Here is a 22,008-nt window from a genome sequence, read left to right on the forward strand (position 1 = left end):
CACGTGGAACATTTGTTTATGTTAATGGAAGATAAAAAATAATCAATACAAAATTGTTTGTTCCACGTGGAACAGCAGGAAGGAAAATAAAATGTTTAACGAGGTGTATGATGTGATAGTAGTGGGTGCCGGGCACGCCGGAAGCGAAGCTGCGGCCGCTGCTGCTAATATGGGGTCGAAGACCTTGCTGGTTACAATGAGCCTGCAAAATATCGCGCAAATGTCGTGCAATCCCGCTATGGGGGGCATTGCCAAAGGGCAGATCGTACGCGAAATCGATGCGCTGGGCGGTTACTCTGGGATTGTTTCCGACAAGACCGCCATACAGTTCAGGATGCTCAACAAATCGAAAGGGCCTGCTATGTGGAGCCCGCGTGTGCAGAGTGACAGGATGCGCTTTGCGGAAGAGTGGAGGCTGATGCTGGAGCGTACCCCAAACCTGGATTTTTACCAGGAAATGGTGTCCAGTGTACTTATCGAAGACGGAAAGATAGTGGGCATAAGAACATCCCTGGGAATAGAGATTAAGTCAAAAGCAGTGGTGCTTACCAATGGTACGTTCCTGAATGGATTGATCCATATTGGGGAGAAACAATTCGGTGGCGGCAGGGCAGGAGAAAGCGCTGCTTACGGCATTACTGAGGATCTCGTTCGTGCCGGTTTTACCTCCGGAAGGATGAAAACAGGTACGCCGCCACGTGTGGATGGCCGCTCACTGGATTATTCGAAAATGATAGAACAGCCTGGCGATGAGAACCCGGATAAGTTCTCGTATATGGACATTACACAGCCGCTAAAAGAACAACGCTCATGCTGGATGACGTACACGTCGCAGGCTGTACATGACATATTGAAAGAAGGTTTTGACCGCTCGCCAATGTTCAACGGGCGCATCAAAAGCCTTGGGCCACGATACTGCCCATCGATAGAAGATAAGATAAACCGTTTTGCTGATAAAGACCGCCACCAGCTTTTTGTAGAGCCGGAAGGATGGGACACGGTTGAGGTATATGTAAATGGCTTCTCGACATCGCTGCCAGAAGATGTGCAGTTTAAAGCGCTGCGTTCGGTAGAAGGTTTTGAGAAAGTGAAGTTCTTCCGTCCCGGATATGCAATAGAATACGATTACTTCCCGCCAACACAGTTGAAGCATACGCTTGAGACTAAACTGGTGGAAGGGTTGTATTTCGCAGGCCAGATAAATGGCACTACAGGTTATGAGGAAGCCGCTTCGCAAGGGCTAATGGCAGGAATTAATGCTCACCTGAAAGTGCACGATAAAGACCCATTCATCCTGAAAAGGAACGAAGCTTATATTGGGGTACTGATAGACGACCTTATTACAAAAGGCACCGAAGAACCATACCGTATGTTTACTTCGCGCGCTGAGTACAGGACGTTACTACGTCAGGATAACGCTGATTTCAGGCTTACCCCGCTTTCGTATGAGATTGGCCTTGCTAAAGAAGATAGATTGCGTAGAATGGAGAAGAAGCGCGATCAAAGTGAGGCTTTCGTGAATTTCTTTAAAGAAACAAGTGTGACTGTTGCGGAGGCCAATCCGATATTGGAAGCCAAGGAATCATCGCCAATTGTACAGGCCGATAAAATGTTTAAGGTATTCTCCCGTCCGCAAATTGATTTGGAGGACATCCTTAAATTCGAAAAAGTTAGTCAGTATGTTGCCGAGCACAACCTCGACAGGGAAGTGATAGAGCAGGTGGAGATACAGGTTAAATATTCGGGATACATAGAAAAAGAAAAGAATAATGCCGACAAGCTCAATAGGCTGGAGGATGTAAAAATACCGGAGAATTTCGATTACGATAAAATAAAGTCGCTTTCGTATGAAGCGAGAGAAAAGATGAAGAAAATCAAACCCGTTACCATATCGCAGGCATCGCGCATCAGTGGTGTTTCGCCTAGTGATGTCTCGGTACTTTTAATACACATGGGACGATGAGGAAAATGTTCCACGTGAAACCAATTATAAAAACCCTTTTTTGCAAAGGGCTTTTCGTGCTTTTAATATTGATGCTGTCAACTTCCTGCATCACCCCAAGGCATACCGTCGAAATAAACAGCTATGTATTGATGGAGAATGGCAAGGAGATTTTAGGAAAAGAAAAAGGGCTGATAGCTTTCATCTTTGAGAACAATCAGAGGAAAATGCCTTTTGCACAATTTGTCGCATACAAATATAATCTCGGCACATACACGGATGTTTCCTATTGGGTAACTGTAGATGGATACCGTCTTAAAGTTTTCCTGTATGAAAATGCAGAACTTGAGAAATATTTTGATATTTCTCAGTTCATGGTTTCAAATGTAGAGACGGAGGCCAACATTGTGGGCTCTAAAGCGAAGTTCTTGGCAATGTCGGTGATCAGTGAATCGAATGAAGATTGCCTTGCAGATAATTCGCTGTATAAAAATATCACAATAAAGTACCTTGAAGCATTAAAAGACGAATACAATAAAAGCTAATGGATTTTAGTAACGCTACTACTTATATCAAAGTTAAAGACCATTCTGTGTCGGGAGAAGAATTTGAATTGCTTTTAGACGAAGAACTGCAACTCCTGAAAACCCATCCACAACCATCACATGAAAACCTGGGCCGCTATTATGAAAGTGACGATTATATTTCCCATACTGATGGAAAGCGCTCTTTGTTCGAAAAGCTGTACCATACTGTAAAGCAGAAAGCATTGCGCGACAAGATAAAGCTAATTACAGGATTCCAATCCCAAAAAGGCAAGTTGTTGGACATTGGGGCAGGTACCGGTGATTTTTTGGCAGTAGCGAAAACGAATGGCTGGGACACTACAGGTATTGAGCCAAGTGACAAAGCAAAAGGGATTGCGATTGCAAAAGGCGTAACATTTGCGGATAGCCTTTCAATTATTAAAGATCATTCTTTCGATGTGATAACTATGTGGCATGTATTGGAACACGTGCCGGATGTGGAGTTGCAGATAACGGAACTTAAACGAATATTGCAACCGGATGGAGTAATTTTCATCGCTGTACCAAATTTTAAATCTTATGATGCGGAATACTATGGTGAATTTTGGGCGGCTTATGATGTGCCAAGGCATTTGTGGCATTTTTCTAAAACTGCTATCGAAAAACTTTTCGCACGCCAGGGAGTAGAATTAATAAAAATCCTGCCAATGAAATTTGACAGTTTTTACGTGAGCCTTCTGTCTGAAAAATATAAAATTGGTAAAATGAGTTTCGTGAAAGGATTCTTGACAGGATGGAAGTCAAACCGTAAAGCAGCGAAAAATATGGAGTATTCATCGCATATTTACGTACTGAAAAACGCTAAAAATTAATTACATCGAATTTCCTGCCGTTTTAAAGGTTTAAATAAGGCCTAAGCTGTCAAAAAGTAGAAAATCGCTTAAATCGCTTTATTTGAAGTCGGTTTTTAAAGAAAAAACCTATAACATAAACGAATTGAATAATTAAAATCTATAATTTAAAAAGTAATAAAAAAACAGGTTTTGGTAGGTTGGAACTAATTCTTACTTTTACCGAAATTTAATAATCTAAATCAGGAAATGAAAAAATCACTATTGATACTCGGTTTTGCTTTAACATTGTTTTCATGCAACAAAGAAACTCAGGCGGCTAAGACATCTGAATTTAAAACTGCCTATGTAAACATCCAAATTCTTTCAGATTCGCTACAGGAATTTAAAGATCTCGAAAGCCAGAGTAAAGTTAAGATGGAAGAAATGGGAAGGGACCTTGATGCAAGGGTACAACAATTTAAGCTGGAAGCAGCAAGCTTTGAAAATGAGGCTAAAGCCAAAGGACCACAATGGGCACAACTAAAAGGGCAGGAGCTTCAAAAAAGAGAGCAGGAGCTTGGCATGATGCAACAGGCTATGACCCGCCAGCTTCAGGATGAATTCCGTCCAAAAAACGATAGTGTTACCAGCAAAATGAAAAGGTTTATAAAAGATTACGGCAAAAAGAATGGTTACGACTATATCTATGCCACAGCCGATATATCTTCGATATTATATGCTAAAGAAGGCTATAATATTACAGATAAAATACTTAAAGAACTGAATGATACTTACAAAGGAGGATCTAAAACAGAAGATTCTGCTTCAAATACAGCAAAAGAAGAAAACAAAAAATAAGCTTTCTTTTTAAATGAAAAATGCTCCCAACAGGGGGCATTTTTTATTAATGTTCCACGGGAAACATATTTAATAATAGTCTTGTAACAAGCATAAGATTTTTTTCATATAACTCGCTAAAAATCCGTATTTTCGGCAAATTAATATACGCCAAATGGAAACTTTATCTACCGCCGCTTCTTATACCTTACGTTTTATAAACCAAACGAACAGATCGGTATTCCTCACCGGAAAAGCAGGGACAGGCAAAACCACGCTGCTTCGTGAAATTATCCGTACTACCCACAAGAATGTTGTTGTGGTCGCGCCAACAGGAATTGCTGCACTAAATGCCGGGGGAGTCACAATACATTCTATGTTCCAGTTGCCGTTTGCAGGATTTATACCGGAACACAACCTTCCTTTCCAGTTTTCTGATACGGTAAAGTTTGAGACCAAAGACAGCCTTCGCCGCCACTTTAGGATGCGTGCCGATAAGCAGGCAGTCCTCCAAAACCTGGAATTGCTGGTGATTGATGAAGTGAGTATGCTCCGCGCCGATCTTTTGGATGCCATTGATTATATGCTGCGCACGACTCGAAGGAAGCAGGTGCCATTTGGAGGCGTGCAGGTGCTTTTTATAGGCGATTTATTGCAATTGCCCCCGGTAGTAAAAAATGAAGAGTGGGATGTGTTGAAAAAATACTATAAAGGGAAATTCTTTTTCCATTCGCATGTAATACAGCAAAATCCGCCACTGTATATTGAGCTTGATAAGATATACCGCCAGACAGATACCACATTTATAGAGGTACTTAATAATCTTAGGAACAATGTTATAACACAAAAGGATCTTGCCATACTCAATGGGTTTGTAAACCCCGCTTTCGACCTGAAAAAGAATACCGGCTATATCACGCTTACCACCCATAATGCCAAGGCAGATGCGATGAATGCAACGTCTTTGGAAGAGCTTGACGGTAAACAGTTTAGCTATCAGCCAGAAATTGTAGACGATTTTCCCGACAAAATATATCCGGTAGAACAGGAGCTAAGGCTCAAAATCGGCGCCCAGGTAATGTTCATCAAAAATGACCTCTCGCCTGAAAAAAGGTATTACAACGGAAAGATAGGTATTGTCAAATCGCTTTCCGAAGATGAAATACTCGTACATTTCCCGGAAGAGAACGTTACCATAGAAGCCGATAAATACGAATGGAAAAACGTGCGCTACTACGTGGACGAGCTTTCGAAAGAAATAAAAGAAGAGGTAATGGGGACGTTTGTTCACTACCCGCTGCGTTTGGCGTGGGCCATAACCGTACACAAAAGCCAGGGACTGACATTTGACAAAGCTGTGCTCGACGTATCGCAGGTTTTCATGCCGGGTCAGGCCTATGTTGCCCTTTCCCGTTTGCGTTCGTTAGAGGGGCTTATTTTGCTTACCCCGATGCGTATGAATGGCATTTCGAGCGATGCCGATGTGATGGATTATGCTTCTGGCAGGGCAGAGGAGGCACACCTGGAAGACTCACTTAAACGCGAAACCCAAAATTTTATTTATAATTACCTGATAAGCAGCTTTATGTGGGGCGATTTGGCGACCGAATGGCAAAAACACAAGATGAGCTATCTTCAGGAAGGGCCAAAAGCATTGAAATCGGGCTACCGCGAATGGGCCAACCGACAGGAAAATGCGATATACGGCGTTCTCGATGCTTCGGGTAAATTCATAAGCCAGCTACAAAAGCTGTTCAGCCAGCAGCCGATTGATATGGCTTTTATAAGCGAAAGGGTTACAGCTGCGGCCAATTACTTTTTCCCAACTATGGACAGAATGGCGCAGGGCATTTTGGAAACCATGGAAGAAATAAAACGCCAGCGCAAAGCAAAAGGATTTTATGAAGAACTGGCAGAACTTGAAGAAATGCAGACAGCCGCGGCCATAAGGCTGATGAAGGCAAAGCTGCTTATGGATATTGTATTGGCAGGGGAAGAAGTAAGCCGCGAAAACCTGATTTCACCCGAAATACAATCGTACAAGGCTAAAAAGCTTGAGGCTATACGCGCAGCGCAGCGCAATAACCCTGCCTCGCTTATGGATGAGGAGGAAGAAGACCTTTATGTGAGGGAACGCTATGCCCCTAAAAAGAAAAAAACCGGGGAGCCGAAAAAGAGTACGCTCGAAGAGACTTTTGAGCTTTGGCAGCAAAAAAATTCTATTGCAGATATTGCAACGGCGCGAAAACTAACCGAAACCACCATCCAGAGCCATTTGGCAAAGCTTATCGAGGTTGGAAAAGTTGAGATAGGGGATGTTCTTCCAAAAGAGAAAATTGAGGCTCTTGCAGAAGCTTTTAAGGGCTTCGAAGGCGAAGCGCTGGGCGAATTAAAAGAAAAACTTGGCGATGCCTTCACCTGGGGCGAGCTCAGGTTATTCCGGGCAACACTGGAATAAAAAAGGCCGGAAGTTGTATTCTGATATTCAGTATTTTAAATATAACTTTTGTGAAGTGCATATTTTATAACATTAATGCCGATTGTAGTAGCCTTTCGATTCGGATAATATTGTTTTATAAGCCAATACAATAGAATGTGTCAGTTGCGGTTATCAGGCGCTGTAATTCTGACAAAGGAAGAATCTATTAATTGTCAAAGGCCTAAGATTCTTAACTTCATTGCATTCCTTCGGAATGAAACTTTTGAACGTCCTGACTGTTACAATGATAACAGGGAAAGGATCAGTACTACGAAACATTTATCCCCATTGACCGTGCGAGGCTGGCGGCTATCTTTTCGGAGGCGGCTTCACAAAAATCAAGGCCCGAATAGTCCGGGTTGAATCCGCCGATGTAAGGCACCGCCATGATATAAATGCGTTCGTTATAGGCGCCATACTGGTCTAATACCTGGAAATCATCGTTAATGCCAATGCCGGGGACTTTCAAAAAATAGCTGCCATCGCTATCCTTTTCCACACTGCCATCGCCTTTTTCGAAAGCTTTTTTTCCTTCCTTTTCATTCTGGAAACGCAGACGCGCGGGGGCTATTGTTTTACTTTTGATTAAGGATTGAAACGGAAAATCGTCATACATCAGGTGCGGCTGGCCTATAGAATCTACAAAAGCAGGGTAGGGAACTGCCACTTCTTTGCCTTCCTCGTCGGTGTAATGGTAGATGATACCCCCTTCGTCAAGCGCTTCAACGCTGCTGTCGCCCCCTACAGGTACAATTTCGAGTTTTCCCGCATTGTGCAGGGCAAGCAGTTCCCGGCAGGAAGTCTGCGGGATAAATGCAATCACTATCGATATCAGTGGTGAAAGCGTTTCTTTCAACGTTAGCATGTCTTCGGCAGAAAAGTATTTTGCAGGATAGTTCATAGCGAAACTTAGCACCGCAAGCATTTCTTTCCAATACACCGATTCCATTCTTTTTATAGATTTCTCAGCCTCAGCATATTCTGCTTTTAATAATACAAACGGGTCAAGCCGTTCGCGCAACTCCATCATGGCATCGACAAATTCCCTGATATCCATGTTGCGGATGCGTTCATAAAAAGCCGGGTCCTTTTCGCGGAACTGGTCCTTGAAATCTTTTTCGAAAAGGTAATCAAGCGACAGGAAGCCGTCGTTACCGGCGCGGTGTGCGGTTATCTCTTCGTCAGTCAGGAGAGTATCGTTCTTAAGGTGGGAGTCTTCAAGGTGGAATCGAACCGCCGGGAGCAGGCCGCTTCGGGAATGCATCACCATCCTGAAATCTCCGGTGCCCGGATTCGGGATATAATGTGGTATGCCATTATCGCTGTCCGCAAAGGAACCGTTGTTTCTTGCGAGTGTGCGTATAGCATCAACAGCCGTAAGCGATGAACCGCGCACCGCAACTGGTATGTTTACCAACGCTTCAAGCTTTGAAGGCGGGTAAGGGCTATCGTAATAATTTTTTATCGTTCCTTCCTTTTTTTTCGGCCAGTTGTGCCCGGTGGAGATTATAACCCGGTCAAAATCAAAAGAAGTGCCATCTTTTAGTTTAACGGTAACCTTTTTTTCATCGGGATGATCTTCAATATCAACTACTTCTGCGCCAAGGTGTACTGTTGTACTTATCCCTGCATCAGAAGCGTGTTTGAGCAAAAGCTTAAACTGGTCTTCAAGGTATTTCCCAAACAACAGCCTTGGAAGGACTTTGTAATCATTAAAATTCTGTGGAGTGATGTGAAAGCTCTGGGCAATCGGTTTTTGTAGCGTGATCCATTCCGATACAGGCATTACTATATCCGGGATCTCATTGCCGGAAACATTGGTTATATGTTCCTCTGATGAACCTTCCCTGCTATACGGCATACCCGCGCCAAGCTGTTTTTTGCGTTCGAATATTTCAATTTCAAGGCTGGTGTCTCCGGCTTCTGTCAGCCGCTTGTACATGAATAACCCTGCCGGGCCGCCGCCAAGTATGGCAATTCGTTTTTTTGGTGTTTCCATTTTATCTGAAAGCATGATTAATGCAACAGTATAAAGTTATTTAATGTGCATTTAAACATTTCATTATAAATTCATAAATGATGGCAAAAAGGCCAAATAAATTTATAAAGATGGTTTCACCTTTGAATTTGGCTGGCTTTAAGCCGTATGCAGCCAATGCAGAAGAAGCACTGTAGGGATAAAATAAATTACGATAGTGCGCGCACCGTCATAATCCTTTGCCATGCGCTGTCCCAAAAGCAGGAAAAGCAAGGTTATAGCTGATAATATCCCCGCAAGCATAGGGAACTCGCTGCCTTCGTTCACCAATATCTCAATAATACCGATTACCGCAAATGCCCCGGAAATAACTTCGAGTACCAAAATGAGCATTAGTGATTGTGGTACCATATTCTTTATAACCGTTTTCGAGAAATGGCCTTTCAGCCATTCCAGGTTGCCTTTCCAGTCGGTCACTTTGTCGTAGCCGGATTGAATAAAAGTTATCGCAAGGAAAGCAAGTATGATAATGATGGCAGGCTGTGGTATCATAATTTATTTTTTATGGATTAAACGGGTCAGTTTTATCGAAAGGTCGGTTAGTATGATCTTGGCATTCCCGTTGCGCTCTATGTGGTACAGCGCATCGCTCAGCTCCTTAAAAATATCATTGATATTGTTGCCGTTCACGAAGGGGGCAAAATTCTCAAGCTTAAATTTCTCTACCGTAGGCTCCATGAAAACCAGTTCCCTGGCGTTGTAATTGAGCATAAGTGCCTGGCGGAACATATCGATGCAAAAGTGCAAAAACTGCTTTTGCGCCTCTCGGCCTATACCGGCTATACTCTCGCTCCATGCTATCAGGTCCTGTATGGCGGCGGCGTTTCCTTTAGCACGGAATGCGGCGCGGACCCACTGCACGAACCATTCTTCAAACGGCATTGCATCATCGGTCTTGTGGAGCAAATGTAGGGCTTTATTATAATTTCCCTGTGCCTGGTGGGCTATTTTTGTAGCGGAATTCTGCGGAATGCTTAGTTTGTTAGCCAGATTATTGGATATCGCATTTTCGCTCAACGGCCCGAATTGCAGGATCTGGCAGCGTGATAGTATGGTCTGCAACAGGTCATCCTCGCTTTCGGCAATTAGGAGGAATACCGTTTTTTGCGGCGGCTCTTCCAGCAGTTTCAGCAGTTTGTTGGCGGTGGCAGTATTCATTTTATCGGCCATCCAGATGATCATCACTTTATAACCGCCCTCATAGGCTTTTAGCGAAAGCGCCCTCATGATCTCGGTTGCTTCATCAACGCCTATCTGGCCCTGCTTGTTTTGTATGTCGATCTTCTTGTACCAGTCGAAAAGGCTGCCGTAGGGCGTTTCATTTATAAATTCACGCCATGGCTTCAGGAAGTTGGCGCTCACAGGGTGGCTTTTCACCTCGCTGTTGCTGGCTACCGGAAAAACAAAATGCAGGTCGGGGTGCGAAAAGTTCTCGAATTTCAGGTTGCAGGCAGCGTTGCCGCCATTGTTCTCTCCCGCTTCATTGGCACAAAGGATGTACTGCGCATAGGAGATCGCCATAGGCAAAGTACCCGAACCTTCCGGCCCGATGAATAGCTGTGCATGGGGAATACGGCCCTGCGACGCGCTTTTGGTCAAATGGCTTTTGATGTGGCCCTGGCCGATGATCTCTGAAAAAAGCATAGGGCAAATATAGGGGAAAATAGTTTTAGAGTTTCAAGGTTGTAAAGTTTCAAAGTTGCAGAGCAGCAAAGTTTCAAAGTCTCCGGGAGATGAAATGGCTTGTTATTGAGTTGCCGTGTGTCCAACGTATGGCAACTCCGAAGGAGTTATACTTTACAGCCCGGGGCGTCGCCCCGTGATCGCAATAACAAGGCAGGCCAAGCCCTGAAGGGGCGTAACTTGTTTTTAGATTAGAGCAGCCTTTCGCCGGAGTATCTGTGTCTTCCATTCATCCCTTTCACCGGAATAAAAGCCATATTTGTTTGTATCGGTTTCTACAGCGAATGATTTCCCGAATGTGCAATCGAAGTCTATAGAAACGCAATAAACATCTGTAATGAAAATTATTACCTCACGCCTTGCAAAATGATTGAGCGAATTGGTCTGGAACACAAGGCGGTCATTAAGTAAGTATAGTTGGCCACCCATTGAAGTGGTAGTTTTCCTGTTTGAAAAAAGGCTTGAGCTATAATATATTTCATCATAATAATTTACAACAGTAGTATAAATCACTTCTTTACTGTCCTCAAAGTTATAGTTGAATTTGCTAGTTTTAACATTATTAAATAGCCGAAAATAAGATAAAGGCCAGGAAAAGATAATGAATAATACCCCTATGAACCATCCAATTCCGGGTATTCCACTCTGAAAAAATGCATAGGTACCAAAAGTAACGCTTAATAGTACAGCGGCAATTATAGAATATTTGAGTCTTTTATCCATTGAAGTATAGTACAGGCAAATTTATGAAAATATAGTTAGTGAAGTTTGAAGAATACAAGTATTCAAAGGATCATATATCTATAAGTGCCTTCTCATACTAAATCAGGTATTTCATTACAAAATACTTCCGTTTCATGTTAATTAACACCCCGTTAAACATCTACAAATCATTGCATTACTAAGTTGGTACAAATCTTTGTGAACATTTTTTTGGCTATTTATTAACAGAAAATCCTATATTTGCCTTTCCACAAAACGAATACACGCTAAAAAACACATTCAATGAAAACGCTCGGAGATATTAATTTTAAAGATAAAAAGGCACTAATAAGGGTAGATTTCAATGTCCCGCTTGACGAAAATTTCAACGTTACCGATGACACCAGGATCGAAGCCGCAAAGCCGACTATCGATAAAATTATAAAAGACGGGGGCAGCGTGATACTGATGTCGCACCTTGGAAGGCCGAAAGGAAAAGAAGACAAATATTCCCTTAAGCATATTGTTGCCAAAGCTTCTGAAGTTTTAGGTGTGAACGTAAAATTTGTGGACGACTGCATCGGCGAAAAAGCAGAGCAGGCTGCTAAGGACCTAAAACCGGGTGAAGTGCTTTTGCTTGAGAACCTTCGTTTTTACAAAGAGGAGGAAGCCGGTGATGAAGGCTTTGCCAAAAAACTGGCCGGCCTTGGCGATGTCTACGTGAACGATGCCTTTGGTACCGCCCACCGTGCGCACGCTTCTACAACGATAATAGCAAATTATTTCCCAGAAAATAAAACCTTTGGCGCACTTCTTGCCAAAGAGATCGAAAGCCTTGACAAAGTATTGAAAAATAGCGAAAAACCGGTAACAGCAGTACTTGGAGGGTCGAAAGTATCGTCTAAGATCACGGTTATAGAGAATATCCTTGACAAGGTAGACCACCTGATCATAGGCGGGGGGATGACCTTTACCTTCATCAAGGCGCAGGGCGGCAAGATTGGCGACTCCATCTGCGAAGATGACAAGCAGGAACTTGCCCTTGAGATCTTGAAAAAAGCGAAAGAGAAAAATGTACAGATACACCTTCCGGTAGATGTTATTGCTGCCGATGGCTTTAAGAACGATGCCAATACGCAGGTGGTGGACGTAGATAAAATTCCGGACGGATGGCAGGGGCTTGATGCCGGGCCGAAGTCGCTGGAGAATTTTAAAAAAGTAATACTGGAGTCCAAAACCATTTTATGGAACGGGCCCCTTGGAGTATTCGAGATGGAAAACTTTGCCAACGGCACTATCGAGCTGGGCAATTTTATAGCAGAGGCTACAGAAAACGGCGCATTCTCGCTTGTAGGCGGCGGCGATTCGGTTGCTGCGGTGAAGCAATTTGGCCTTGAGTCAAAGATGAGCTACGTTTCCACAGGCGGCGGCGCCATGCTGGAAATGCTTGAAGGAAAAACACTGCCAGGCATTGCTGCCATTCAGGGTTAGTGTGTTAAAATATGCAATAGAATCCAATATTTCAGGTTATATAGTTCAATGGTTATTTATAATGCATTGTAATTTAACCGGTTAAAAAAGTAAATTATGATTAAAAAAAGAGCATTGCCATTTGTTTTCGCACTGTTTTCCGCTGCGGGTTTTGCCCAGGAAATCGCCGATGCAGGCATCACTTTTAAGACTGAAAAAAAATTATCCTATTTAGATTCCATAAAATCTACCTTTGCCCACCACGAGGAAATGGCCTGCATCGACAGCCTTTGGCTGAAAGAGCTCTCCAGTACGGATCTGTTCGAGAACATGCAGGAAGACCTTAAGAACATCAACCCTGATGTTGAGGTAGATTATGACCTTTCTACCGATCTTTTAAAGAAAAGGCTTGCCACGCTTGATGCTAAGTCGCCCTTTAATATCGAGTACAGCAAAGGCCTTGAGAACATCATAAAATCCTACCTGAAGAACAGGCCGCGTTCGTATGAGCGCCTTATGGCCATCTCGGAATTTTACTTCCCCATGTTCGAGGAGCGCCTTGCCAAGTACAATGTGCCTATCGAAATTAAATACCTTGCTGTTATCGAGTCGGCGCTTAACCCAAGAGCAAAATCAAGGGTAGGGGCAACAGGCCTTTGGCAGTTTATGTACCCTACCGGCAAGCAATATAACCTTGAAGTGAACTCGTATGTTGACGAAAGGAGCGACCCATTGAAAGCTACCGAAGCTGCATGCCAGTACCTGTCGAGCCTTTACAATATCTTCGGCGACTGGGACCTTGTGCTTGCATCTTACAATGCGGGGCCGGGCAATGTTACCAAAGCGATACGCCGCTCCGGCACCTACCACAATTACTGGAACATCAGGAAAAACCTGCCTAAGGAAACACAGGCTTATGTGCCTACTTTTCTTGCTACAATGTACATTTACGAATATGCAAAAGAGCACGGCATCAAGGCTAAAAGAGCGCCGCTTACTTATTTTGAGACCGATACCATTATGGTAAAGCGCCAGATGTCGTTCAGGCAGTTGTCGCAATTGCTTGATGTGCCGGTAACGCAGCTGCAATTCCTGAACCCTATCTACAAGCTGGATATTGTTCCTTATACTACAGAGAAACCGCATTTTATAAGGCTTCCGAAAGACAAGGCAGGAATGTTTGCCTCTAACGAAAGCTCGATGTATGCTTATATTGACCATGAGGAAAGCCTTCGCGAAAAGCCGTTTTTCCTGAACAAGCCGGAAACCACAATTGCATCGAATGATTCTGTCAGGCCATCATATAAGAAGAAGAAAACAACTTCAACGTCTATAAAATCATACGTTGTAAAACGTGGCGATAACCTTGGCGGTATTGCTGATAAGTATGGTGTTTCGGTTGGTGAGCTTAAAAAGTGGAATAAAATAAAAGGCAATAACATCATGGCCGGGCAAAAGCTGAAGATACAGAAAACGGTTATCGTAAGCGTTCCGGTGAAAGATGAAGCCATTGCTGCCAAAGTAGTTAAAGAAACCCCTGCAGATACTAAAACTGCTGTGGCTTCGGCTACGACGGAAGAAAACACTGCTGAAGAAGTTGCTGTTGAAACAAAAACCGCAGTTGCTGTAAAAGAGCCTGCAAAAAGGATAAGGGATAACAGTTATGAAGACCAGCGCATGTACATTGTGCAAAAAGGCGACTCTTTATTCAGCATTGCCAAAAAGCACCCGGGTGTTACGGTAGAAAACCTTAAGAACTGGAACAAGATACAAGGCGAGAGCATCCAGCCGGGCATGAAGCTCAAGGTAGTTGAGGTAAACTAAATTTAAACAACTGCTCATGGAAAAAATGAAACAATTGCTTTGTTTTGTTTTTATTCTCTGCTGTATTGCCTGCAAAAGCGATAAGGATACTAACGCTTCTGCAGGCAATATCAATGAAATATCAATTGTTATAAGCGATGTGCTCTGGAACGGCGAAGTAGGCGACAGCCTGCGCAAAAGGCTTGCCGCGCCTATTGATGGCCTTAGCCAGGAAGAGCCCCTTTTTACTCTTAGCCAGTATAACGGCGCATCCTTCGAAGGCGACCTTACAAGGCGCAGGAATATTATCGTTGTCGAGAAATCCGGTAAAATGGATTTTAAATTCAAGCAGGACAGCAAGTGTACCCCACAAAATGTATTTACCATAACCGGCAAAACCATTGACGACCTGGTTGCGCTTATTGATATGCATTCCGAAGAGATCATAAGCACCATAAAGAATACCGAGATATCGGAGAACCAAAAGCGCAATGAAAAATCAGGGCTTTTGACTGAAAAAGGCTTTGCGTCGCGTTACGGTATTTCTATCAAAGTCCCGAAATCCTATAGCCTGCCAGTGAAAAGTGATGGATTCTTGTGGCTCAAGAAAGACATCCCGAGCGGAAATACCAATATTTTACTGTATTCCGTTACTGACAATGTGATTGAGAAGAACAAGGATATCCTCAATAATATCATCAGGATGCGTGATTCTATCGGCAGCCTTTACATCCATGGCACCGAGGCCGGAACCTATATGGTAACAGAGGAAGCCTACTCGCCTTCTTTTTTCATGACCGGCTTTAATAATAAAAGCGCATTTGAGACGCGCGGCAACTGGGAAATGAAAGGCGATTTTATGAACGGGCCATTCCTGAACTATGCTATCAGGGACGACAAGCACAATTGCTACCTCATTGTCGAAGGTTTTATTTATAGCCCCTCTTCGCCTAAAAGAGATCTTATCATGGAACTGGAAGCCATAATCAAGTCTATAAAATTCTTATGACCCCCGAATTCAAAATAAAGCGATTTAACGAACTTTCGTTACATGAGCTATACCAACTGCTGCAATTGCGCAGCGAAGTGTTTGTAGTGGAGCAAAACTGCGTTTACCAGGACATTGACGGTAAAGATGAAAAGGCGCTGCACCTGTTAGGTACATATGATAATAAAATTATTGCCTATACACGCCTTTTTGCACCCGGCTATTATTTTGATAATGCCTCCATAGGCAGGGTAGTTATCAGCCCTCAATACCGTGACCGAAAATGGGGCCATGACCTGATGAAAGCGTCTATTGAGGGAATAAAAGAGTATTACCAAACGGCCAACATCACAATATCAGCACAGCTTTACCTGAAAAAGTTTTATGAAGGGCATGGGTTTGTGCAGGACGGAGAGCAATATCTGGAGGATGATATCCCGCATATCCGGATGCATGCGGAAATTTCAGATTTCAGAGGGTAGATTTGCTTCGCCAGTTCGGGCATTGCCCTCGGGTCAGATTTAGCTTCACTCTTGCAGGTCAATGTGGGCGGGTAGCAAATCAAACGCTTATTGATATCGCATCCCGACTACGGTATAATATGTTCCACGATTTTTTGTAAGATTACTTTCTGATTTTTATGCGCAGTGATTTAGATTAGGAGTGTAGCTCAATCTGACCCGAGGGCAATGCCCGAACTGGCGAAGCAAATCTACCCTCTGAAATCTGAAATTAAATCTTCGTAATAACCAACTCAACACGCCTGTCATATTCCGTGCCTTTTCCGAGGGATTTTGTATTCCCGTACCCTTTGTAGGTCATACGGTTTTTGCTGATATTTTTTGAAATCAAAAATTTATATACTGTAAGCGCCCTGTTGCTTGACAACTCACGTTTACGGGTATCCTTGTCTATCGCCTCCTTTTGGAAAGAAGGCGTACAGCAAATGTGCCCCTGTATCTCAAAGTTCAGGTTTTTATACTTCTGTAACAGCCTCGCTACCTTCTCCAGCTCTGTCCTTGATTTTGCGGTCAGCTTGCTGCTGCCCCGCTCAAACAGTATGTTTTCGAGATAGATATGATCGCCTACGATAAGGTCTTTTTTAAGCGTATTGTAAAAACCCGGCTCCAGTTTTGGCGGCGGGACAGGCCTGAAGTTTACCACCACGTCTACACGGCGGTTCTTGGACCGGGCCTCGCTTACATTGTCTATATCTTCCTCAAGCATTATCCTGCCTTTTCCTTCTATGGTAACGATAATCTTGTTCCTTATGCCACGGCCTAATAATGTATCCCTGATAGTATTGGCACGCTTAGTGGATAGCTTGTAATTGTACTCATCTTTGCCGCGGTCGTCGCAGTACCCGAATATTTGTATGGTTTCGATACGTGCAGTATCAATTGCCTTAATGAAAGCAACAACATTATTGCCCTGCTTATCGTCAAGGTTATATTTATTGACTTCGAAATAAACGGAATATAGTGTCTCCTCCTGCGAAAATGCTGCCTGGAAAAGGAAAAATACTGCGATAAGAAAAATCTTTTTCATTGGTTAGTTCTGGGGCTGCGTGGTGTTGTTTTCGTCTATCCTGGCCAGTACCATATCTTCCGGCGGGTGGATCACTATAGGGAACTTCTCTACTTTTACCGAGCTGCTGTCCAGGCCAAATGCCCTGCCCTCGGAAAGGCTGACTTTTTTCAGTATGAAATAGATATCAAGTACGATCCTTTCATACCACGGCAGTTCATTGTCATACGACAGGAATTTCTCTATAAGGACAAATTTAAAGTCACCAATCACATTATTACGGTTCAACGATTCATAACGGCTTGTGATATCTACCTCGCCGCGCTGCACCATATCGCGTACTACCTGCTTAAACATCAGGTTGATCCTCGGCGCTACACGGAAACCAAGATAAAAGTCTACCCTTATAACGTCATCTTTCATAATTTCGCGCACACGGTACTCCATTTTATACGGCTCATCAACGACATTTACGTGAACGAACCAGTATATATCAGCCCGTTTAGGCCTTTTCTGCAAAATGGAATAAATGATTTTTGATTCGATTTCGTCGCCAAGGTTAGCATTGGTCATATACACCAGGTGCGTAGCATATTTGGGGATCGACTCATCATTGCTAAGTTCTGACAACACCTGCTTATAACTTGCGATCTTGGTAAACTCAGTATATTCGCTCCTGATCTTTTTGGCTGTGTACCATACCGACATTATAATGGCCAATAATCCCGCAATTGCCAGTGATACATAGCCCCCATGATGGAACTTGCTCATATTGGCGATAAGGAAAGAAATTTCAATTGTAAAATAAACAGCTATAATAGCTATAATAAGAATGGAGTTATACCGCTTCATTACCATATAATATCCCAACAGCGTTGTAGTCATTAGCATACAAAGCACAATAGCAAGGCCGTAAGCAGCCTCCATATTGCCCGATTCCCTAAAATGCAGCACTATAAAAACACAACCTATAAAAAGCAGCCAGTTAATGGAAGGTATATAAAGCTGGCCCTTTAATTCGGTTGGGAATTTTACAGACACCTTAGGCCAGAAATTGAGCCTCATTGCTTCGCTTATAAGAGTAAAGGAGCCGCTGATCAATGCCTGGGAGGCAATAACTGCAGCCGATGTTGCTATAGCAATTCCAAAAGGCAGGAACCATTCAGGCATTAAGAGATAGAACGGGTTGCCCGGATTTTCGGCATCACCGCTTAGTGTGACAAGCGTCTGACCGGAATGAGCTATAAGGTAGGCACCCTGCCCAAAATAATTAAGCACGAGCATTATCTTTACAAAACCCCAGCTTACACGGATATTATCCCTGCCGCAGTGCCCCATATCGCTGTAAAGAGCTTCTGCCCCTGTAGTACAAAGGAATACAAAGCCCAATACATAAAATCCTTCGTGGTGGATGCTTAATAAGTGAATGGCGTAATAAGGATTAAGCGCTTTCAGGACGCCAATATTTGACATCAGCGGGAGTATACCCAATACGCCCAGCATACCAAACCATAGTAGCATCATAGGGCCGAAGAACTTACCTATAAATTTTGTGCCGAAACGCTGGATAAAAAACAGGGCAAATAAGATACCTATTACTATAGGCACAGTATCTAAATCGGGTTTATATATCTTAAGTCCCTCTATTGCCGAAGATACAGAGATTGGAGGAGTAATTATACCATCGGCAAGCAAGGCGCTACCGCCAATTATTGCAGGTACTATAAGTCCTTTTTTCTTAAGCCTCTTTACAAGCGTATAGAGTGAGAAAATACCACCTTCGCCTTTATTATCGGCCTTAAGTGTGAGATAGACATATTTTATCGTGGTTTGTAATGTTAGCGTCCAGAATATACAGGACAGCGAGCCCAGTACAACGTCTTCCTGAATAGGAAAATTTCCCATTATGGCCTTCATTACATAGAGAGGTGAAGTACCGATATCCCCGTAAATAATCCCCAAAGTAACAATGAGTCCGCCTAACGTTACCTTGTTAATGTGTTTGTGACTGTTGCTCACGATAGAATGAATTAAACGACAAAGGTATATGTTTTTTATAAAACAGCGTTTTTGAAGGCGTTATATTTAGCTTCAGCTGTAGTAAGATATAAATGCCGGGAAAAATTACATAATACCACGCCCGGTCATTTTATCATTTCGCGACCACTCGCTCCACGAGCCAACATATAATTTTGCGATTTGTAGCCCTGCATAATCCATGGCAAGCAGTGTATGGCAGGCGGTTACTCCCGACCCGCAGTGTACGGTTACATTTTCCGGGCTTATGTTTCCAAGCGCTTCGGTATATTTTTCTTTGAGGATGTCCGGCGGGAGAAATAGCCCGTTACTGTCAAGATTGGTGATAAAAGGGATGTTAACCGCCCCCGGGATATGGCCCGCAACAAGGTCTATGGGTTCAGTTATGCCGTCAAACCGCTCTTTATCCCGAACATCTATAACTAAATGATGGCTGTCCGCAGCTGATCGTTCGACTTCTGTCATATCAGCAGTTCGCAATCCCCAATGGCTGAAGTTGTAATTTTCGACAAGTTCAGCAACAGGGATTTTATTGCTCACAGGAAAACCCGTTTTTACGGCAGCCTGCATTCCGCCATTAAGCACCTGCACTTTAGGATGCCCGGCTGCACGGAGCATCCACCAAAAACGCGCTGCCGCATTCGACCCGTTTTTATCATCATAAACAATTACATGGCTTTCCGCCGATATACCAAGACGTCTCAGCACTTTACCAAATTGCTCCGGGGTAGGCAGGGGATGCCTTCCGCCGTGCGCTGCGTCCTGTGGTACAGCGGCAAGATCGGTGTTGAGGTCAACGTATAGCGCGCCATTCAAATGCTCATTTTCATAACGTTCCCGCGATGGGCCGGCATCTATGAGGACAATTGTTTTATTTTTAGCCAATGCCGATAAATGTTCCGGCTGCAGGATAGGGGAGAGGGTTTCGTTCATAACAAAAAATCCCGACAGTGCCGGGATTATGATTTATTTTAAAAGTATCTTATTGTATTGTGTTGGGTTGTTCAGCATCGCAGCAGCTTTCTGTATTTCAGGATTGCTGGTGGTGTAGTATTTATACAGCCCTTCTTTGTACTGGTAACGTTTGATAAGCTCATCGAGCAGCAGTTGTTTTATCTCCGCTTTGTGGGCAATTAGCTCTTTTTCCTCGCTTTTTTGCAGGGCAGTTAAAAGCTGCTGGTATTCGGCGGCAATACTTTCATCCACTTTTTCTTTTTTGGCTACCTCAAGGGTCGCTTTCAGGGACTTTTCAGTCTCGGTATCAAACTCGAACTTCTCTTTTTTCAGGTATTGCTTAAAGGCTTCAAACTCCGCATCAGACATTGTTGGGATCGTTGTGCCTAAATTCGGGTTTTTATAATAATACGTTGTCGCATAATTGAATATCCCGTCGTTGCGCACCAATGCATCGGCTATGGCGCTTTGTTTTGACTCATCAAGTTCTATATCCGGCAATATACCCCCACCATCATAAACCGTCCTTCCTTTGCGGGTCTTGAAGGCGTTGTAATTCTTTTTATCAATACGGATAGCTTTACCGTCAAGATCTTTATGTGTGTAGTCAAGCGCCTGTATGCCGCGGCCTGACGGTGTGTAATAACGCGAGATGGTTACTTTTACCTGAGTGCCGTAAACAAGGTCGATCGGACGCTGTACCAAACCCTTGCCAAAACTTCTGCTGCCTACAATAACAGCGCGGTCAAGGTCCTGCAATGCGCCGGATACAATTTCGGAAGCCGAGGCGCTTTTGCCATCTACCAGTATGGCCAGCGGTATTTCGGTATCAACCGGGGCTTTTTGGGTTTTATAAGTATTATTGTATTTCTCGTTCTTCGATTTTGTGGTAACAATGATCTCGTTTTGGGCAACAAAAAGATTACAGATGTTCACCGCCTCATTCACAAGCCCGCCGGGGTTGCCCCTCAGGTCAAGGATGATATTTTTCGCGCCCTGGCCTTTCAGGTCAATAAGCGCGGCCTTAGTCTCCTGCGACGCTTTAGCATTGAATTGCGACAGTACGATATAGCCGGTCTCCTTGCCTACAAGCGCGTAATACGGCACCGCCTTCACATCCACTTCGGTAAGAACAAGCTGTGTGTTCATAGGTTTTCCCTGGCGCAGGTATTTGATGTCGATCTTTGTATTGCGGGAACCTTTCAGCAGCTCGCTCGCATCTTCCTTAAAATCAGCCAGTACGATATCGCCGATCTGGATGATCTCATCACCGGCTTTCAGGCCTGCTTTGTCGGCAGGATAATCCTTGTACGGCTCCTTGATGATCAGTTTGCCTTCCTTACGGGTAATGAGCGCGCCAATGCCGGTATACTCGCCGGTATTGTTTATCTTGAATTTCGCCACGTCCGCCTCGTTGAAGTAATTGGTGTACGGATCCAGGTCGGCCAGCATGCTTTTTATGGCTTTATCCATAAGCTGCCCGGGGTTGGTCTCATCTACATAATTATTATTCACGGTTTTAAACAACGTGGTAAATATCTCTATTTGCTTGGCGATTTCGAAGAAATCGTCTTTAAAGCTGGCCCCGACAAACAAAAAACCCACAGCAACTGCCGGCAGCACATATTTTCTCTTTAATCTTTTAAACATGGTTTTTCTTTTTCTTAAATTTTTCCTGATAATGATAATACAGTTACGAAAATAAGGATTAATGGCCAAAGGTCGAACGATCTGATAAAGAAACTTCGCCATCACCCTGATAGTAAACGCGTGGGAATATAAAATAGTACTGTATCAGGATGTTTTACAGGTTTTCCTGCGCAGCAAACTTCTCAAAAAGCTGGATGGTCTTCGTGTTGATCTCCTCAAACGAAAGCCTGTCCTTGCTTTGGTACAAAAACATCATGGCATAGGGCTTATCGGTACTTTCGGTAAGGATATGCTTGTGGTGGCGGTAGGTTTCGCGCAGCACACGCTTAAAATAATTGCGATCGTGGGCTTTTTTGAAGTACTTTTTGGACACCGAAACCCCCATCTGCATAATTGCCCCTTCCTCCGGCTGCAGCACATATACCAGTCGCAACGGGTATTTCGACACCGACTTGCCTCCTGTAAATAAAAGGTCAATCGTGGTGCGGCTTTTCAGCTTTTCTTCGCGGGGATATGTATAAGGCCTGTTTTCCATGAG

18 protein-coding genes are annotated in these 22,008 nt (G+C 43.6%); 9 read left to right on the top strand and 9 right to left on the bottom strand.

The genetic code is table 11. The features are described from left to right. Positions 1-91 precede the first annotated feature (91 nt). The 5 genes from mnmG to AAEO56_RS17465 all read left to right on the top strand — a co-directional run bounded on the left by mnmG (position 92) and on the right by AAEO56_RS17465 (position 6,597). Positions 92-1,963 (top strand): tRNA uridine-5-carboxymethylaminomethyl(34) synthesis enzyme MnmG, encoded by a 1,872-nt coding sequence (gene mnmG, locus AAEO56_RS17445; RefSeq protein ID WP_341698357.1) that lies wholly within the window; start codon positions 92-94, stop codon positions 1,961-1,963. A 14-nt stretch (positions 1,964-1,977) separates the two neighbouring features. After that, positions 1,978-2,487: a hypothetical protein gene (locus AAEO56_RS17450; RefSeq protein ID WP_341698358.1), complete on the top strand. Its 510-nt coding sequence runs from the start codon at positions 1,978-1,980 to the stop codon at positions 2,485-2,487. After that, positions 2,487-3,341, top strand: a complete 855-nt coding sequence (locus AAEO56_RS17455) for a class I SAM-dependent methyltransferase (RefSeq protein WP_341698359.1) — start codon at positions 2,487-2,489, stop codon at positions 3,339-3,341. The genes AAEO56_RS17450 and AAEO56_RS17455 overlap by 1 nt, the downstream gene beginning before the upstream one ends. Before the next feature lie 228 nt (positions 3,342-3,569). Further along, entirely contained in the window at positions 3,570-4,160 is a 591-nt protein-coding gene (locus AAEO56_RS17460) for an OmpH family outer membrane protein (RefSeq protein ID WP_341698360.1), read from the top strand. A gap of 154 nt (positions 4,161-4,314) precedes the next feature. Then, positions 4,315-6,597 (top strand): helix-turn-helix domain-containing protein, encoded by a 2,283-nt coding sequence (locus AAEO56_RS17465; RefSeq protein WP_341698361.1) that lies wholly within the window; start codon positions 4,315-4,317, stop codon positions 6,595-6,597. 289 nt (positions 6,598-6,886) lie between these two features. Here the strand turns inward: AAEO56_RS17465 and AAEO56_RS17470 are convergent, their stop codons facing one another. From AAEO56_RS17470 to AAEO56_RS17485, 4 genes are all read right to left on the bottom strand, one after another. Next, complete coding sequence (locus AAEO56_RS17470; RefSeq protein WP_341698362.1) at positions 6,887-8,632, bottom strand: FAD/NAD(P)-binding protein; 1,746 nt, start codon at positions 8,630-8,632, stop codon at positions 6,887-6,889. Between the two features lie 123 nt (positions 8,633-8,755). Further along, positions 8,756-9,145 carry a DoxX family protein gene (locus tag AAEO56_RS17475; RefSeq protein ID WP_341698421.1) on the bottom strand — a complete coding sequence of 130 codons (390 nt, stop codon included), beginning with the start codon at positions 9,143-9,145 and terminating at the stop codon, positions 8,756-8,758. 6 nt (positions 9,146-9,151) lie between these two features. After that, positions 9,152-10,300 (bottom strand): DNA polymerase III subunit, encoded by a 1,149-nt coding sequence (locus AAEO56_RS17480; RefSeq protein ID WP_341698363.1) that lies wholly within the window; start codon positions 10,298-10,300, stop codon positions 9,152-9,154. 225 nt (positions 10,301-10,525) lie between these two features. Beyond that, a complete protein-coding gene (locus AAEO56_RS17485; protein WP_341698364.1) occupies positions 10,526-11,062 on the bottom strand; it encodes a hypothetical protein in 537 nt (178 codons plus the stop codon). Positions 11,063-11,344: 282 nt separating this feature from the next. Between AAEO56_RS17485 and AAEO56_RS17490 the strand changes: the two genes are divergently transcribed. From AAEO56_RS17490 to AAEO56_RS17505, 4 genes are all read left to right on the top strand, one after another. Continuing rightward, positions 11,345-12,532, top strand: coding sequence for a phosphoglycerate kinase (locus AAEO56_RS17490; RefSeq protein WP_341698365.1), 1,188 nt, complete (start codon positions 11,345-11,347; stop codon positions 12,530-12,532). A 96-nt stretch (positions 12,533-12,628) separates the two neighbouring features. After that, positions 12,629-14,335, top strand: coding sequence for a lytic transglycosylase domain-containing protein (locus AAEO56_RS17495; RefSeq protein ID WP_341698366.1), 1,707 nt, complete (start codon positions 12,629-12,631; stop codon positions 14,333-14,335). 16 nt (positions 14,336-14,351) lie between these two features. Beyond that, entirely contained in the window at positions 14,352-15,323 is a 972-nt protein-coding gene (locus AAEO56_RS17500) for a DUF4837 family protein (protein WP_341698367.1), read from the top strand. Next, positions 15,320-15,784 (top strand): GNAT family N-acetyltransferase, encoded by a 465-nt coding sequence (locus AAEO56_RS17505; RefSeq protein ID WP_341698368.1) that lies wholly within the window; start codon positions 15,320-15,322, stop codon positions 15,782-15,784. Before AAEO56_RS17500 ends, AAEO56_RS17505 begins: the two co-directional genes overlap by 4 nt. Positions 15,785-16,034: 250 nt before the next feature. Here AAEO56_RS17505 and AAEO56_RS17510 read toward each other — a convergent pair whose 3' ends face one another. The 5 genes from AAEO56_RS17510 to rnpA form a co-directional block, all read right to left on the bottom strand. Beyond that, the gene (locus AAEO56_RS17510; RefSeq protein ID WP_341698369.1) at positions 16,035-16,850 is read right to left on the bottom strand and encodes an OmpA family protein; all 816 of its coding nucleotides are present in this window, start codon (positions 16,848-16,850) and stop codon (positions 16,035-16,037) included. Positions 16,851-16,853: 3 nt separating this feature from the next. Beyond that, the gene (locus AAEO56_RS17515; protein ID WP_341698370.1) at positions 16,854-18,848 is read right to left on the bottom strand and encodes a KUP/HAK/KT family potassium transporter; all 1,995 of its coding nucleotides are present in this window, start codon (positions 18,846-18,848) and stop codon (positions 16,854-16,856) included. A gap of 105 nt (positions 18,849-18,953) precedes the next feature. After that, positions 18,954-19,799, bottom strand: a complete 846-nt coding sequence (locus AAEO56_RS17520; protein WP_341698371.1) for a sulfurtransferase — start codon at positions 19,797-19,799, stop codon at positions 18,954-18,956. Between the two features lie 33 nt (positions 19,800-19,832). Then, on the bottom strand, positions 19,833-21,470 hold the full coding sequence (locus AAEO56_RS17525; RefSeq protein WP_341698372.1) for a S41 family peptidase: 1,638 nt from the start codon (positions 21,468-21,470) through the stop codon (positions 19,833-19,835). Between the two features lie 154 nt (positions 21,471-21,624). Continuing rightward, the gene (rnpA, locus tag AAEO56_RS17530; RefSeq protein WP_341698373.1) at positions 21,625-22,005 is read right to left on the bottom strand and encodes a ribonuclease P protein component; all 381 of its coding nucleotides are present in this window, start codon (positions 22,003-22,005) and stop codon (positions 21,625-21,627) included. Between the last annotated feature and the right edge of the window lie 3 nt (positions 22,006-22,008).

The organism is Flavobacterium arundinis, from assembly GCF_038289855.1.
Classification (GTDB): domain Bacteria; phylum Bacteroidota; class Bacteroidia; order Flavobacteriales; family Flavobacteriaceae; genus Flavobacterium; species Flavobacterium arundinis.

Coding starts and splice junctions, on each gene's coding strand:
- AAEO56_RS17460 (WP_341698360.1), top strand. CDS start 3,570: ATGAAAAAATCACTATTGATACTCGGTTTTGCTTTAACATTGTTTTCA.
- AAEO56_RS17480 (WP_341698363.1), bottom strand. CDS start 10,300: ATGCTTTTTTCAGAGATCATCGGCCAGGGCCACATCAAAAGCCATTTG.
- AAEO56_RS17465 (WP_341698361.1), top strand. CDS start 4,315: ATGGAAACTTTATCTACCGCCGCTTCTTATACCTTACGTTTTATAAAC.
- AAEO56_RS17485 (WP_341698364.1), bottom strand. CDS start 11,062: ATGGATAAAAGACTCAAATATTCTATAATTGCCGCTGTACTATTAAGC.
- mnmG (WP_341698357.1), top strand. CDS start 92: ATGTTTAACGAGGTGTATGATGTGATAGTAGTGGGTGCCGGGCACGCC.
- AAEO56_RS17505 (WP_341698368.1), top strand. CDS start 15,320: ATGACCCCCGAATTCAAAATAAAGCGATTTAACGAACTTTCGTTACAT.
- AAEO56_RS17490 (WP_341698365.1), top strand. CDS start 11,345: ATGAAAACGCTCGGAGATATTAATTTTAAAGATAAAAAGGCACTAATA.
- AAEO56_RS17455 (WP_341698359.1), top strand. CDS start 2,487: ATGGATTTTAGTAACGCTACTACTTATATCAAAGTTAAAGACCATTCT.
- AAEO56_RS17470 (WP_341698362.1), bottom strand. CDS start 8,632: ATGCTTTCAGATAAAATGGAAACACCAAAAAAACGAATTGCCATACTT.
- AAEO56_RS17495 (WP_341698366.1), top strand. CDS start 12,629: ATGATTAAAAAAAGAGCATTGCCATTTGTTTTCGCACTGTTTTCCGCT.
- AAEO56_RS17510 (WP_341698369.1), bottom strand. CDS start 16,850: ATGAAAAAGATTTTTCTTATCGCAGTATTTTTCCTTTTCCAGGCAGCA.
- rnpA (WP_341698373.1), bottom strand. CDS start 22,005: ATGGAAAACAGGCCTTATACATATCCCCGCGAAGAAAAGCTGAAAAGC.
- AAEO56_RS17520 (WP_341698371.1), bottom strand. CDS start 19,799: ATGAACGAAACCCTCTCCCCTATCCTGCAGCCGGAACATTTATCGGCA.
- AAEO56_RS17525 (WP_341698372.1), bottom strand. CDS start 21,470: ATGTTTAAAAGATTAAAGAGAAAATATGTGCTGCCGGCAGTTGCTGTG.
- AAEO56_RS17500 (WP_341698367.1), top strand. CDS start 14,352: ATGGAAAAAATGAAACAATTGCTTTGTTTTGTTTTTATTCTCTGCTGT.